The sequence below is a fragment of the Gallibacterium salpingitidis genome (assembly GCF_030517105.1).
Taxonomy (GTDB): domain Bacteria; phylum Pseudomonadota; class Gammaproteobacteria; order Enterobacterales; family Pasteurellaceae; genus Gallibacterium; species Gallibacterium salpingitidis.
Map to the genome: position 1 here is coordinate 313,544 of NZ_CP103875.1, position 15,447 is coordinate 328,990.

At 38.1% G+C, this 15,447-nt stretch carries 10 protein-coding genes; 7 read left to right on the plus strand and 3 right to left on the minus strand.

Annotated elements, in window-relative coordinates; translation table 11 throughout:
* The first annotated feature begins 2 nt into the window (after window positions 1–2).
* The 4 genes from ubiH to udp all read left to right on the plus strand — a co-directional run bounded on the left by ubiH (window position 3) and on the right by udp (window position 3,821).
* Entirely contained in the window at window positions 3–1,193 is a 1,191-nt protein-coding gene (ubiH, locus tag NYR30_RS01500; RefSeq protein WP_066113544.1) for a 2-octaprenyl-6-methoxyphenyl hydroxylase, read from the plus strand.
* Complete coding sequence (locus NYR30_RS01505; RefSeq protein ID WP_066113542.1) at window positions 1,193–2,416, plus strand: FAD-dependent monooxygenase; 1,224 nt, start codon at window positions 1,193–1,195, stop codon at window positions 2,414–2,416. Before ubiH ends, NYR30_RS01505 begins: the two co-directional genes overlap by 1 nt.
* Window positions 2,417–2,593: 177 nt before the next feature.
* Entirely contained in the window at window positions 2,594–3,046 is a 453-nt protein-coding gene (gene asnC, locus NYR30_RS01510; RefSeq protein ID WP_156536760.1) for a transcriptional regulator AsnC, read from the plus strand.
* A 16-nt stretch (window positions 3,047–3,062) separates the two neighbouring features.
* Window positions 3,063–3,821, plus strand: a complete 759-nt coding sequence (gene udp / locus NYR30_RS01515) for a uridine phosphorylase (protein WP_066113540.1) — start codon at window positions 3,063–3,065, stop codon at window positions 3,819–3,821.
* 74 nt (window positions 3,822–3,895) lie between these two features.
* Here udp and NYR30_RS01520 read toward each other — a convergent pair whose 3' ends face one another.
* The gene (locus NYR30_RS01520; RefSeq protein WP_066113539.1) at window positions 3,896–5,068 is read right to left on the minus strand and encodes an MFS transporter; all 1,173 of its coding nucleotides are present in this window, start codon (window positions 5,066–5,068) and stop codon (window positions 3,896–3,898) included.
* 110 nt (window positions 5,069–5,178) lie between these two features.
* Between NYR30_RS01520 and yafC the strand changes: the two genes are divergently transcribed.
* Entirely contained in the window at window positions 5,179–6,069 is an 891-nt protein-coding gene (gene yafC / locus NYR30_RS01525) for a DNA-binding transcriptional regulator YafC (RefSeq protein WP_066113537.1), read from the plus strand.
* Window positions 6,070–6,091: 22 nt separating this feature from the next.
* Here yafC and dkgB read toward each other — a convergent pair whose 3' ends face one another.
* The gene (gene dkgB, locus NYR30_RS01530) at window positions 6,092–6,895 is read right to left on the minus strand and encodes a 2,5-didehydrogluconate reductase DkgB (protein WP_066113535.1); all 804 of its coding nucleotides are present in this window, start codon (window positions 6,893–6,895) and stop codon (window positions 6,092–6,094) included.
* A gap of 548 nt (window positions 6,896–7,443) precedes the next feature.
* Between dkgB and NYR30_RS01535 the strand changes: the two genes are divergently transcribed.
* Together NYR30_RS01535 and NYR30_RS01540 are read left to right on the plus strand one after the other, a co-directional pair.
* Window positions 7,444–8,304, plus strand: coding sequence for a hypothetical protein (locus NYR30_RS01535; protein ID WP_302501679.1), 861 nt, complete (start codon window positions 7,444–7,446; stop codon window positions 8,302–8,304).
* A complete protein-coding gene (locus NYR30_RS01540) occupies window positions 8,255–12,364 on the plus strand; it encodes an autotransporter outer membrane beta-barrel domain-containing protein (RefSeq protein WP_302501681.1) in 4,110 nt (1,369 codons plus the stop codon). Before NYR30_RS01535 ends, NYR30_RS01540 begins: the two co-directional genes overlap by 50 nt.
* Before the next feature lie 141 nt (window positions 12,365–12,505).
* Here NYR30_RS01540 and polA read toward each other — a convergent pair whose 3' ends face one another.
* On the minus strand, window positions 12,506–15,292 hold the full coding sequence (gene polA, locus NYR30_RS01545; protein ID WP_302501682.1) for a DNA polymerase I: 2,787 nt from the start codon (window positions 15,290–15,292) through the stop codon (window positions 12,506–12,508).
* Between the last annotated feature and the right edge of the window lie 155 nt (window positions 15,293–15,447).

Genomic DNA, 15,447 nt, shown 5'->3' on the forward strand with positions numbered 1-15,447 from the left:
TTATGCAACAGCAACACTACGATGTAATTATTGGCGGCGGTGCCATGAATGGGCTGACATTAGCCTTAACCTTGGACACCCTTTCTGCTTCCCGATTGAGAATTGCGGTAATTGAAAAACGTCAACGATCGCAACAGCAGGGAGTAGGCTTTGATAGTCGTTGTGTTGCTTTATCCGATGGCACTTGTCGTAAACTGAAACGTATTCGTTTTGATCAGCAACAAACTTTATGGGATCGGGTGCAAACATTTGCCGAACCGATCAAGCAAGTGCATGTATCGGAGCGTGGTCATTCCGGAATAGTTGAAATTAATGCCGCAGAGATGCATTTAACTCAACTCGGTGTTGTAGTGGCGTTGCAAAATATGGGCGATACTTTTATGGCAGCACTTGCTAATAAAGCGAATATTGATTTTATTAGCCCACACTTTATTCAGCAGATTGACTATGGTACTGATCAAATTGCAGTCACTTTAGATAACCAAATGCGTTTAACCGGTAAATTATTAGTCGCTGCTGATGGTACCGATTCGCAAATAGCGCAGTTAGCCGGTATCGCTTGTAATGAAGAATTTGATTATCAGCAAAGTGCAATTATTGCTAATGTGATAACCTCAATGCCGCATCAAGGGCGTGCTTTTGAGCGTTTTACTCCCGAAGGGCCAATTGCTTTATTACCAATGGCGGATAATATGATGTCATTGGTTTTTTGTACTAAAACGCCGGAAGCATTATTAGCGTTGGATAATCAATCATTTTTACAGCAGCTGCAACAACGCTTTGGCTGGCGTTTGGGAAAATTTCAATCAGTAAGCAAGCGTTACGCTTACCCGCTCAAATTAAAACGCAGTACAGCTTTAATCGGTAACCGTCTTGCTTTGGTCGGTAATGCGGCACAAACGCTGCATCCAGTAGCTGGACAAGGCTTTAATTTGGGTATTCGTGATGTTTTTGCGCTAGCAGAAGCAATTATTAATGCGCAAGAGATCGGCTCAGCTGAAATGTTGCAGCAATACCAACAACATCGTTTGCAAGATCAACAACGGATTATTGGTTTAACGACGAATTTAGTACAAATTTTTAGTAATGAATTATTGCCATTACAGGTATTACGTAATTTAGGTTTAACTGCATTAAGTCATTGTTCCGCCTTACGCCATACATTTGTACAACCAACATTAGGACGAATTTAATGAAAGAGTTTGATATTGCCATTATTGGTGGCGGTATGGTGGGATTGGCATTGGCACAAGCCCTCAAAGATACGGATTGTTCGATTGCGGTGATTGAAGCGCATATTCCAGCATTTCAGTTAGAAACAGTAATGAATCGGGTGAGTGCGTTAAATCTTTCATCAGAAACTATGCTGCGCCAGTTTGGTGTATGGCAACAACTTCAAGCGTGGCGGGCGACAGCATACGAAAAAATGCAAGTATGGGAGAAGGATAGCTTTGCTCATATTCAGTTAGATACGCAAAACCTAGGGGTTGATCATCTTGGGCATATCGTCGAAAACCAATTAATTCGTCAAGCGTTGTATCAGGCAGTATTGCAGCAAGAGAATGCAGAGTTATTGGTGGCAACCCCAACTTCATTAGGCGTCAATGAAAATAATGCGGTGTTAAGTTTGGCTAACGGTGAAATCATTGTGGCGAAATTGGTTGTTGGTGCAGATGGTGCTAACTCTTGGTTACGCGAACAAATGCATATGCCGATTAATTTTCGTGATTACCAACATTCTGCCTTAGTTTGCAATGTCGAAACCGTAGAACCACATCAACAAATTTGTCGGCAAATTTTCTCACCTGATGCGATTTTAGCATTCTTACCTTTGCATCAACCGCATTTAAGTTCGATTGTTTGGTCGCAAGATCCTGTAAAAGCGAAACAATTGATGAATTGTGATGAAGAGAGTTTTAATCGCCAATTAACGACTGCATTTGATGGTAGATTAGGTTTATGTCGTGTTGTTAGTGCAAGACATAGTTATCCACTCTGTGCAAGATTTGCCCGCCATTTTATTCAACATCGTGTCGCCTTAATGGGAGATGCAGCACATACTATTCACCCTTTAGCTGGATTAGGTGTGAATTTAGGTTTTATGGATGCACTGGCTTTGGCTGAAGAGATCCAGAAAAATCTAGCGAAAAATCAAGATATTGGCGCTTATCGTCATTTACGTCATTATGAGCGTTGGCGTAAAACAGAAGCGATGAAAATGTTAGTGGCAATGCAAGGATTTAGAGATCTATTTGCTGGCGATCAACCAATCAAAAAATTGTTACGTGGCATTGGTATGTCAGTCACCGATAAATTGCAACCGTTAAAACAGCAATTTATTTTGCAAGCTACAGGCTTAAGTGGTGATTTACCGCAGCGAGTAAAAAAGATCGATTTATTTACCTTGGATAGTTAAGTTTTATCGAAAAATCTTGATCAGCTTCACATTTTTGTTGGAATCCCTGTGAGAACGCGCATTTTGCCTTGAAACTGCTGCGTAAGCTCTTTATTATTAGAAAAAATTTATTTTTTGTCTGTATAAATTATATAATATCTAATAATTCCACCGTCTAGAAGGACAAGTATGCAACCAATCAGTAATATTGATCATCTTGATCAACAAATTTTGCGCGTGTTAACACAGGATGCACGCACACCTTATGCTGAAATGGCAAAAAGTTTTGGGGTCAGTCCGGGAACGATCCATGTTCGTGTTGAGAAAATGCGACAATCGGGCATTATTGAAGGTACAAAAGTCAAAATCAATGAAAGACGCCTAGGCTATGATGTTTGTTGTTTCATCGGCATTATTTTAAAAAGTGCGAAAGATTATGAAAAAGTAATCGCTAAGCTACAAGAATTTGATGAAGTAGTAGAAGCCTATTACACCACAGGTAACTACTCTATTTTTATTAAAGTGATGACACATACTATAGAAGAATTGCATCATGTGTTAGCCACTAAAATTCAGTTAATTGATGAGATTCAATCGACTGAAACTTTAATTTCGATGCAAAATCCTATTCTCCGAGATATAAAACCATAATAAAAGGAGGGCTATTATGTCGGATGTTTTTCATTTAGGACTTAAAAAAAGTGATTTAGATGGTGCTACTTTAGCAATTGTTCCTGGTGCGCCTGAGCGTGTGCCGGTAATTGCAAAACTATTGGAAAATCCAAAGTTTTTAGCAGCAACCAGAGAATTCACTTCTTGGTTAGGTTACATAAATGGTAAAGCTGTTGTTGTGTGTTCAACTGGTATCGGTGGACCGTCTGTATCTATTGCAGTAGAAGAGTTAGCGCAATTAGGCGTGCGCACTTTCTTACGTATTGGTACAACAGGCGCAATCCAACCTCATATCAATGTTGGTGACGTATTAATTACTACTGGTGCAGTGCGTTTAGATGGCGCAAGTCAGCATTTTGCGCCGTTAGAGTATCCAGCGGTAGCAAACTTTGAATGTACTACTGCGCTTTATCGTGCGGCACAAGAAATTAACCCAAATAAAACTTATGTTGGTATCACCGCTTCATCAGATACATTCTATCCAGGACAAGAACGCTATGATACTTACAGCGGTAAAGTTTGGCGTCGTTTCCAAGGTTCATTAAAACAATGGCAAGAACTAAATGTAATGAACTTTGAAATGGAATCAGCAACTTTATTTACAATGTGTGCTGCGTTAGGTTTGCGTGCAGGTATGGTGGCTGGCGCGATTGTTAATCGTACGCAACAAGAGATTCCAAATGAATCAACAATGAAAGCAACAGAAGAAAATGCGGTAAAAATTGTTGTTAAAGCAGCAAGCTACTTATTGTAATTAATGCTCTTAATTGAAATAGCTTTAGGTTTCGCCCTTTGTTAGGACGAAACCTATTTTTTATCTTGATAAGATTAAGCTAGCTGTAAGGTTCTTTGTTCCATTCTTCCACTAAAAATAACAAGTAACAGTGCCATAGCCACAATAATTGCGCCGATCCAAGGTGTTTGTGCTAAACCTGCGACAGAAACAGTTTGCCCGCCAATAATTGAACCTAAAGCAATACCAATATTAAAGGCAGCAATATTTAATCCTGAGGCAACATCAACAGCGTTCGGAGTATATTGTTCCGCTTTTTGTACCACATATACTTGTAACGGTGGTACGTTACCAAACATAAATGCGCCGATAACTAAGATAATAACAAGTGCGATATATTTGATTTCAGTAGTAAATTGGAATAGCAATAACAGTAACGCTAAAATCGCAAAAATCACTTTCAATGCAAAAATAGCACCATGACGATCCGCCAATTTTCCACCCCAAATATTACCAATGGTGACGGAAACGCCGTAGCCGAGTAATATCCAGCTTACGCTTTGTGGGGCAAAGCCTGCTAAGTTTTCCATAATTGGGCTAATAAAGGTGAAAGTGGTAAAGACGCCGCCATAGCCAAAGATCGTAATTAAATAGATCAATAACAATCTTGGTTGGGTGAGCACTTGTAATTGTTCTTTAATAGTAGCAACTTGTCGTGTTGGTAGATTGTTTGGAATAAAAAATGCAATGCCGGAAAAGGCGATAATGCCAAGCAACGATACTACTAAGAAAGTGGCTCGCCAGCTAAAATATTGACCAATAAAAGTCCCTAATGGTACACCGGTTACCAAAGCGACAGTTAAACCGCCGAACATTAATGCGATTGCAGAGGCAGCTTTTTCACGTGGTACTAAGCTGGTCGCAATAGTTGAACCAATCGAAAAAAAGACGCCATGTGCTAAGCCAGTAATAAAACGCGCAATAATCAGTGTAGAATAGTTTGGTGCCTGCCAAGCAATCAGATTACCAACGGTAAACAACAGCATTAGCGCTAATAGCAAGGTTTTACGCGACATTTTAGCGGTAAATGCAGTAAGAAAGATGGCGCTGATAGCGGTACCTAAAGCGTAAATGGATACCAATAAACCGGCAGAAGGTAAAGAAACTTGTAATTGCTGCGCAATAATTGGTACTAGTCCTGCAATCACAAATTCAGTGGTTCCAATAGCGAATGCACTGATACTTAATGCAAATAAAGCAATTGGCATAAATTCTCCTTAATTAAAAATAGATGTTTTTAAGTGGCGGAGATTATGACAAAATATTTTAATGCTAAAAATATACAAAATTTCAAAAAATTTTTGCTTTAGGAGCAATAATGAAAACCAATTCAGATGAGTTAAGTATTTTTGTTAATGTTGTGGAAAGCGGTAGTTTTAGCCGAGCAGCAGAAAATCTAAATATGGCAAATTCAGTGATTAGCCGTTCGATTAAGCGATTGGAGCAAAAGCTAGGCGTCAATCTATTAAATCGTACCACTCGTCATTTAAGTTTAACTGCCGAAGGCGAACGCTATTTTGCGAAAGTTCGTAATATCTTACAAGATATGGCTGATGCAGAAGCAGAGATGTTGGAAACACACCAAACACCGCAAGGCATTTTACGCGTTGATGCGGCAACACCGGTGATCTTGCATCTTATTTCTCCTTGGATTGAGGAATTTCGTCAACGCTATCCGCAAATAACTTTATCGTTAGTATCATCAGAAACCTATATCAATTTGATTGAACGTAAAGTTGATGTGGCAATTCGTATTGGTGAACTGAAAGATTCTAGTTTACGTAGTAAATTGCTGTTTAATAGCTATCGTAAAGTGGTGGCGGCGCCGAGTTATTTGCAGAAATATGGTGTACCGCAACAAATCAGCGCATTAGCGCAACATCAATGTTTAGGTTTTACGGAACCGGAAACGTTAAATATTTGGACGATTGCTGAAGATCATCAGCCTTATCAGATTACGCCAACGATTACAGCAAGCAGTGGAGAAACTTTGCGTCAGCTTTGTTTAGTCGGCAGCGGTATTGCTTGTTTATCAGATTTTCAAGTAGATCAAGATCTGGCAGCAGGAGCATTAATTGAATTGTTTGCCGATAAACGGATTGCAGTGCCGATGCCGGTTAATGCGGTTTATTATAGTGATCGAGCGGTAAGTACACGTATTCGTGCTTTTATTGATTTTATGGCGGAGAAATGTCGGCAGCCGCGCTGAACAGCTGCCGTTCAGTGATGAATTAATCCCAGTTTGGCGCTAAGCCTTCAGGATTGACCAAACGATCTTGACGATCTAATGCTGCGATCATTGCCATATCGTCAGCATCTAATTGCAGTTTTAATGCAGCTAAATTGCTACGTAAGTTTTCGCTTTTAGTTGATGATGGAATGACGGAATAACCTAACGCCATTGCCCAAGCTAAAATCACTTGTGCCGGTGTTGCCTGATGTTTAGCAGCAATTTTACCAATCACTTCATCAGTTAATGCCTTGCCATACGCTAAAGTCATATAAGAGGTGATATGAATGCCATTTTGTTTTGCCCAATCGACCACTTTACGATTTTGTAAGTAAGGTGAAAGTTCGATTTGATTGGTAGCAATATTATCTGCGCCGGCTGCTTGAATAGCTTGTTGCATCAAGTCGATAGTAAAATTGGATACACCGATTTCCTTTGTCAAACCAAGCTGTTTTGCTTCCATTAATGCTTGAATAGTTTCTGCCACGCTAATTTCTTGATTTGGTGATGGCCAATGGATCAAAGTTAAATCAACATAGTCGGTATTTAATTTACGCAAACTCTCTTTTAGGCTAGGAATTAATTTCTCTTTGCTTAAATTTTCTGTCCAAATTTTGGTAGTGAGATAAAGATCTTTGCGAGCAATATTGCTTGCTTGTAACACTTCACCAATAGCCGCTTCATTATCATAAATTTGTGCAGTGTCAATAGCGCGATATCCTTCTTCTAATGCCATTTTGACGGAAGATTTAACAACTTCATCTTTTAAACGAAAGGTACCTAATCCAAATACAGGTACTGACATAACTAAACTCCTTGTTGATTAAATTGTGCTAATTTTCAAGTGCGGCAGATTATAGACAAGGTTTTCTATTAGAAAAATAGCAATAACATCAAAAGTTTTTTGCTGATAGAGGAATAATCGGGTTTTTGTAAAATGTTAACTTTATCCTAATGAATAACATTATTTTCCTTTAGTTAATTCATCTAATTATTTAATCTCATTTTTGGTATTTTTTTAAATATACACAAGTTATCTATCTTATTTTAAATGAATTTAAATGTATTTCTATCGTATATAATTGAATTTATTAAGAAAATTTAGATTTATTGATAGAGTGTTAATTGTTGACTAAAGTGATTTTTTTATAAAAAAATACTCGAATAAAGCTAGCTTTTTTGCATGTTTACAGATATATTGAAAAAAATTTACTAAGGAAGTTAGTCTGATAATGGATGTCAATCAGTGCAAATTTTTACATTTGACCTATGGGAAGGATAATTTTATGAACAACATCAATCGATTAACACACGTTATTAATACGTCGCCTGATTTGACAAGTTGCTCAGTAAATGAGCATAATTTATCAGTCAGTCAGTCAGTCAGTCAGTCAGTCAGTCAGTCAGTCAGTCAGTCAGTCAGTCAGTCAGTCAGTCAGTCAGTCAGTCAGTCAGTCAGTCAGTCAGTCAGTCAGTCAGTCAGTCAGTCAGTCAGTCAGTCAGTCAGTCAGTCAGTCAGTCAGTCAGTCATTAAATTCTGTTAAAAAATCCCGTCAAAAACACAATAAACGTCTTTTTAAACTCTCGATTGTCGCATCAGTATTACAAGGCTTGTTATGGTTGCCGAATCTAGCGTATGCAGCAACCTATACTAAAATTGATCAAACCACTCCGATGCCAATTAATCTCCCTGAGGAGAGTATCACCATTGCGGAGAGCGTTAGTTGGAATAACGGAACTAAAGCAATTGAAATTACCGCCGGCAAGCAAATTACTATTAATGGGAATAAAGGTAAAGGTATTTATGGATATGGTACGGCAACTGGTGCAGCAGGTCTAATTAAGATCCTCAGTAAAAATGAGGGAATTGATGTTAATAATATTATTGAAAACTGGGGTAAGGGATTAAGTATCCAATTACAAGCACAACAGTCGATTAATGTCAATATTAATATTACAAGAGAAATTACTAAAGATAATGGGCTTGATGTTTGGAATTTAGTTAATTCCGAGGGAAAGAATTCAAAAATATCCCTTTCATCAGTAGCTGGGAATAATAAGATTACGCTGAGTGATAGTACGTCTGTACCTTTAAGGGAAATGGGTTTTATGAATGTATTGCATACGGATACAGGCGGTAGTATTTATATGGAAGCGATAAGTAATGATATTTCAATTTCAACTAAAAATAGTAAGTGGAATCGGCATTATTAATGCGCGAGGCAGAGCAGCAGATAATCAAGAAACTATTTTATTAAAAGCGAAAGGTGGCGATAACACATTAACCATTGATGAGATCAGTACTTTTAATCAAGAAGAATTTATATTTAGTAATTTTCTTACTGTTTTCGTAAGTGATGCTAAGGTAGTGCTTAGTGCGGAAAAGGGTACCAATAGTCTTACAATAGGTAATATTAATTCAAAGGCTGAACCGACAGGAAAAATATACTCTGGAAATGGAATATCCTTTTATCCTACAGGAGGTAGTGTAGAATTAGTTGGCCAAGGAAATAAAATTTCACTTTATACCCCAAATTTTGGCAGTGTGGATGGTATTGATGCCAGCAATTCGAATAATATAGAAATGAAAAAGAGAGAGGTAAAACTAGAAGCAACGGACAATAATAATGAGTTAACAATTTATACCACCAATACTACTTTGTTGGAAAAAACAGATGTAAGTGGTATTAATGGGGGTTCAGATTCATTTATCACATTATCGGCGGAAAAGGGGAAGAATAGTATTAAAATTGGTGATGCGGAACGGTTTAGCGAAATAGCGGGACAGAGGAGTTTTGTAACAGGTATTAATCAGCGTGGGATCGGTGATATTACGGCGATAGCAAAACAAAATGAAATCACATTATATGCACCAAATGCACAAGTCCAAAGAATTGTGAATGTAGGTAAGTATTTTTTTAATAAGCCAGGAGGAAATGTAAAATTTCATGCTACAGGAGGGGATAATAAATTTACAATACAAACTACTGCCTTTAAAAGTGCAGGAGCAACTGTAAGTGATGATTCTCAGTATATTAGAGGTATCAATACAGAAGATAACAGTAAGGTAGAGATATTAGCAAGTGGAACAAATAGCATACAAATTGGTAATAAGGATAAATTTGCCCAACCAATAGGAGAAACAAAAGATATAAGTGGTATTTATAGTTATCAAGGTATTGCTGATTTAACGGCGCAAAATAATAGTATTTCTGTTTACGCACCCAATGCAAAAAATAGAAGTTTAATTATGTCTATTGGCGCTGTAAATAATAATGAGAAAACGATAACGCTAACAGCGACAGCAACGGATAACTTATTAAAACTGCAAACCACTGCGACAAATCAAGCAAGTGGTTATGATTTTGGTATTAACGCACAAAGTCAGGCTCAGGTGCTATTATCTGCACAAAGCACAAACCGTATCGAGGTTGGTGATGTTGAAAACACAATACCTGATTTAGGAGATAATTTTAAGAAAAAGATTAATGGAGCATTAGGTATTTATACAATAGGTAGTAATACCGAGATGCATGGGCAGCGTAATGAAATCGCAATGTATGCGCCAAATGCATCAAAACAATGGCTTATGTATGCTTATAACGTTGCTAATGCAACGGATGAAAATACGATTACGTTAAATGCAAAAGAGCGTAATGTTTTAACCTTAGATGCGAGTAAAGTAGATTCAGGATGGAATTCACTCTATGGCATACAATCTGTGGGTAAAAGTACAGTATCGCTTTCAGCAAACCAAGAAAACCGCTTGTTGATTACCGATAAGGGGAATCAAACTGGTGGTGCAGGCAATATTTATCGTATCTATGGATTAATGAGTCAAGCATCTCAATTAGAAGACGGCACAACAATCCCTGCAGGAAAAATTTCTGCAATCGCACCACAAAATCATTTCACTGTTGATATATCGAATGGACTTGAACCGTATTTATTGTATGCCGATGGCGAAACAGCAGATAAACAAGAGAATATTCAGGTGGTAGCTCAAAATAGCGATAACCTTTTAGAAATTGCTACTACAGCTGTGGTACCGGGATATGAGTATCCTATTTATGGTATGAATAATCAGAATAAAGGACAAATTTCCTTATCGGCAGAAGAAGGTAGTAATACGATTAATATTGGCGATAAATCACATCTTGCTACGCTATCAGGTACTGTATCGGAGATATATGCGATCCGAAATCAGTCTGGTGCAAGCACGAAGTTATTGGCGAAAAATAATAGCATTTCTGTTTATGCGCCAAATGCTAAGCAGCAATATCTTATTTATGCTGAGGATGAAGCGCAAGTAACGTTAATGGGAACAGACAGTAATACTTTAACTGGCGCTAATGTGGGAATTTATGCAAATAACCAAGCGGAAGTAAAATTGTCAGCAGCGAATAATACCTTATTAGCTAATAAATTCGCCATTCAATCTTACAATCAATCACAAGTTTCAATTGATGGAAAAATGAGAATTGAAGCGCCATGGACAGCTTATACATATAAAGGAAATATTGCTTTAAATTATGAAAAGGACAGTGTGATTAAAGGGCATATGCTCTCGATTGGCGGTGATATTCAAGTGAAATCGAAAGGCAGCACCTTACATTTAACTGGTAATCAACATGCCTATGATAACGGTAATATCACATTACAACTGACTCCGGGCAGTTTAGCGGTAGGACGTATGGATAACTTTGCTGCCTATGATAATGCGCAACATAAAACTTTATTTGGTTTAACACCAACTGCTTCGAATGCAGGTCAAATTCATCTTGAATTAGCGAAAGATTCATTATGGCAAATGACCGGACAAAGCTGGATAAGTGAATTGCGTGGTGAAGGTACGGTAGATGTCAGCCCAACTTCAGCGGGAGCTTTAGCCGGTCAAGCATTGCATATAGATAAACTCGCTGGAGCAAATCAATTCTTAATGACCCTTAATAAAACTGGTCAAGGCAGCGATATGCTCTATATCAAAGAGGGTACAAGCACACCACAAGATATCGTGATTAAGAATCTATCTGTGGTTGTGAATAGTATGGATTATGGTGAACGGTTACGTTTTGCGACAGTACAAACCTCGCATAATGAATTTGTTGAGGGTAAAGTGTATGGCACAACAGGAGACCGTTTGTTTAAACAAGCGTTAACGGTTGAGTATGCTGACCAAGCGACTGACCCGGATAATCGCGAAGCTTATAATCTAGCCTTTAATGGCGGTAATGCGTTAAGTAAATCGAAACCGAGTAATGAGTATGTCAATAGTACTTATGGCGGTGATGGCAGTCAAAATGTCTATTTAGTGAAATACCGTACTAATACGCCAAGCCGTAATACAGTCGATATTGGCAGAATGTTAGATGCAAGTGCAGGTTATGCCTTTACGCTTGATACTTACACCAAACGAGAAGGGGAACGCGCTTATTCACTCAATGAGATTAAAGAAGGCGCTTGGATAAGAGGCACCCATACGCGCTTAAAAGAGGCAGGACGCTTTAGTTTAAACAACAATGACTATGAAATTGGTTATGATAAATTCCGTTATAACAATGACGAGAAGAAACAAAAATGGGGTTTAAGTTTTACCTATAGTTATGGCAAAACCACGTTAGCGGATGAGTTCAGTAAAGGACGAGTGAAGAAATACGAATTAAGCCTTTACAACACTAATCAATGGAATAACCAAGCCGGTGATAACAGCTATTACAACGATAATGTGTTAAGAGTTGGCACATTACACAATCATTACCAAGCAGTGATGAGTGATGGCAGCCTTTGGGGTAAAGGCAGTTATAAGAATTACCTCTTTACGGCGAGTACCGAACATGGTTATCGCAAATTTATTGATGATGAGAAACGTTGGTATCTGGTACCGCAAGCGCAATTGCAATTCGCTTATTTAACCGGTGCAGATTATCGCACTAGCAATGATATTGATGTCAAACTCGGTCATGCGAAAAGCTTAATTGGTCGTGCTGGTGTGGATATTGTTCGATTATTAGATGAAAACGGTGATAATCGACTTTACCTAAAAGGTAATGTGTTACACGAATTCTTAGGCAAACGTTCATTTAGTGCGAGCGACCGTACTGGGGATTATCACACCAGTTGGAACATCAGAGGTACGTGGTATGCAGTTGGTGTCGGTTACAATGCGCATGTCAGTGAAAAGACTAATGTGTTTATTGATGCTGAGAAAGAGTTTGGTCATGGTCGTACTGGTTCGTATAACTTACGTTTAGCATTATCGTGGCAGTTTAAGTAATCAAGCAGTAAATATTAAACAATACACCCTATAAATAAGATAAATCACCTTATTCAAAAGGATTGAATAAGGTGATTTTTTTAGGGAGTATTCAATCTTAAAGGGTGCTTTGCTATTAAAGCACAAAGTTAGCTGTATTTATCAATGTGCCTGATCCCAATTATCGCCAGAGTTAACCTCAACAATTAATGGAATGGTTAATTTAACTGCATTTTCCATTACTTCTTTGATTAGTGCTTTATAGTGTTCTACTTTCTCTTCTTTAACTTCAAACACCAATTCATCGTGTACTTGCATAATCATTTTAATATCATCTTTATCGGCAATTAAACGATCTAAATCGATCATGGCTTTTTTAATAATATCAGCAGCAGTACCTTGCATTGGGGCATTGATAGCAACACGTTCTGCTGCTTTACGGCGCATTGCATTACTTGAAGTTAATTCCGGTAAATATAGACGACGTCCTAATAAGGTTTCTACATAACCATCTTGTTTCGCTTTTTCCTGAATATCTGACATAAACTGTTTTACGCCTGGATAACGTTGGAAATAACGATCAATATAGGTTTGCGCTTCATTACGCGGGATACCTAACTGTCTAGCCAAACCAAAAGCACTCATTCCATAGATTAAACCGAAGTTAATCGCTTTAGCGCTATAACGCTGTTGGGAAGTAACTTGTTCGATTGGTGTATCAAACACTTCAGCAGCGGTAGAACGGTGTACATCTAAGTTATGTGAAAAGGCATAAGCTAAACCTGCGTCACCAGAAAGATGCGCCATAATCCGCAATTCAATTTGTGAATAGTCGGCGGCTACCACTTTAAAGCCTTTTTGTGCAATAAAGGCTTGGCGAATTTTACGTCCTTCCTCACTACGTGTTGGAATGTTCTGCAAGTTAGGATCAGATGAAGATAAACGCCCGGTAATGGTAACTGCTTGATGATAAGAAGTATGGACACGCCCAGTATCAGGATCGATCATTTGCGGCAATTTATCGGTATAAGTCGATTTTAATTTGCTTAGACCACGATGTTCGACCAATAGTTTTGGTAATTCGTGTTCATAAGCCAATTCTTCCAATACTTCCTCATTGGTAGATGGCGCTCCTTTTGGTGTTTTCTTTAAAATTGGCAAACCTAATTTTTCAAATAGAATTTCTTGTAACTGTTTGGTTGACGCTAAATTAAAAGGTTGTCCTGCTAATTGATGCGCTTGCTGTTCTAGTTGGATTAAACGAGCAGTGATTTCCTGCGATTGTTGATATAACAAGTCACTATCAATTAAAACGCCATAACGCTCCATTCGTGATAATACTTGTGATAAAGGCAGCTCAACTTCTGAGAATAATTTCACTAAAGTTGGTGTTTGTTGTAGTTTTTGCCATAACACTTGATGTAATTTCATTGTCACATCAGCATCTTCTGCGGCGTATTCAGCTGCTTTCTCAATTTCAATTTGATCAAAGGTAAGCTGATTTTTTCCTTTGCCGGCAAGGTCTTCAAAATGGATAGTGTCGTGTCCTAAATGACGTTTGGCGAGATCGTCCATATTATGACGACCAGTGCTATCAAGCGTATAAGATTCCAACATTGTATCGTATGCAACACCTTGTAAATTCACACCATGGCGCGCCAGGATGGTCAGATCATATTTTAGATTTTGGCCAATTTTCTTAATCTTAGGATCTTCTAAAATAGCCTTTAATGCCGATTTTACTGTTGCCCAATCGAGCTGCTGTGGGCAATCTAAATATTGGTGTTGTAATGGTAAATAAGCCGCTTCACCATTTTCTAAGGCAAAAGATAAACCGACTAATTTTGCCTGCATATAATTTAAGCTATTGGTTTCAGTATCAATGGCAAATAATGCAGCTTTGGCTAATTTTTCACGCCATTGTTCTAGTTGTTCTGCGGTCAAAATAGTTTGATAAGCGCTGCGATCAATACTGATTTTGATTGGATCGTGATTAGTCGCTTTTGGTATCGCTGCGCTAGCGATAGAAAATGATACTTCTTTATTGTTGCTTGTTGGTTGATCAGATAATAATTCATTTAACCAACGTTTGAATTCATAATGGCCATAATATTCAATTAATTGATCACGATTTTCTGTTCCTAAGGTTAATTGATCAAAGGTCACCGCTAACTCAACGTCGGTTTTAATTGTGGCTAATTTATAAGAGAGGTCTGCATCTTCTTTTGCTGCCACTAATTTATCGGCAAGGCTTTTCGCACCTCGGACAGATAAGCCGGCGACTTTATCTAAATTGGCATAAATTTGTTGTAAGTTGCCGATGCCTTGTAATAATCCTTGAGCGGTTTTTTCACCAACGCCAGCAACACCGGGAATATTATCCGAGCTGTCACCCATTAAGGCGAGAAAATCAATGATCATTTCTGGTGGTACGCCATATTTTTCAATTACCCCTTCGCGATCCAAGATCGTGTTGGTCATGGTATTAATTAAGGTAATGCGATCATCAACTAATTGCGCCATATCTTTGTCGCCAGTGCTAATTAATACATCTCGTCCAGCAGCAGATGCCTGTTTTGCTAAAGTACCAATTACGTCATCAGCCTCTACCCCCTCAACGATCAATAGTGGTAAACCTAAAGCTTCAATCATTTGGTGTAATGGTTGAATTTGTTGGCGTAAATCATCCGGCATTGGTGGACGGTGCGATTTATACTGCTCAAACATTTCATCACGAAAAGTTTTTCCTTTAGCATCAAAAACAACAGCAATATGGGTCGGCTGTACTTGTTTTAATAAACTTTTCAGCATATTTAACACACCATACATAGCGCCAGTTGGTTCGCCTGCAGAGTTGGATAAACCTAAACGGAAATTGGCGTGATAAGCACGATATAAATAAGAGGAACCATCAACGAGAACGAATGGATTTTCAGCAATTTGCGGCATAATTATCTCAATTTAATAGTGAAATGAATGTTATTTGTTCAATATGGTTAAATATTGTTATCGAAAAAAATGATAGGTTTCATTCTAAGCTGTGATACTTAAAATGCAACTATCGTATGGTTTCGCCTTACTAGGGAATTTGTTTTATTTATCAA

Bases quoted from the DNA above. Each gene is read 5' to 3' on its own strand.
- NYR30_RS01540 (WP_302501681.1), top strand. From the start codon at position 8,255: ATGATATTTCAATTTCAACTAAAAATAGTAAGTGGAATCGGCATTATT.
- NYR30_RS01505 (WP_066113542.1), top strand. From the start codon at position 1,193: ATGAAAGAGTTTGATATTGCCATTATTGGTGGCGGTATGGTGGGATTG.
- NYR30_RS01535 (WP_302501679.1), top strand. From the start codon at position 7,444: ATGAGCATAATTTATCAGTCAGTCAGTCAGTCAGTCAGTCAGTCAGTC.
- NYR30_RS01520 (WP_066113539.1), bottom strand. From the start codon at position 5,068: ATGCCAATTGCTTTATTTGCATTAAGTATCAGTGCATTCGCTATTGGA.
- yafC (WP_066113537.1), top strand. From the start codon at position 5,179: ATGAAAACCAATTCAGATGAGTTAAGTATTTTTGTTAATGTTGTGGAA.
- polA (WP_302501682.1), bottom strand. From the start codon at position 15,292: ATGCCGCAAATTGCTGAAAATCCATTCGTTCTCGTTGATGGTTCCTCT.
- ubiH (WP_066113544.1), top strand. From the start codon at position 3: ATGCAACAGCAACACTACGATGTAATTATTGGCGGCGGTGCCATGAAT.
- udp (WP_066113540.1), top strand. From the start codon at position 3,063: ATGTCGGATGTTTTTCATTTAGGACTTAAAAAAAGTGATTTAGATGGT.
- dkgB (WP_066113535.1), bottom strand. From the start codon at position 6,895: ATGTCAGTACCTGTATTTGGATTAGGTACCTTTCGTTTAAAAGATGAA.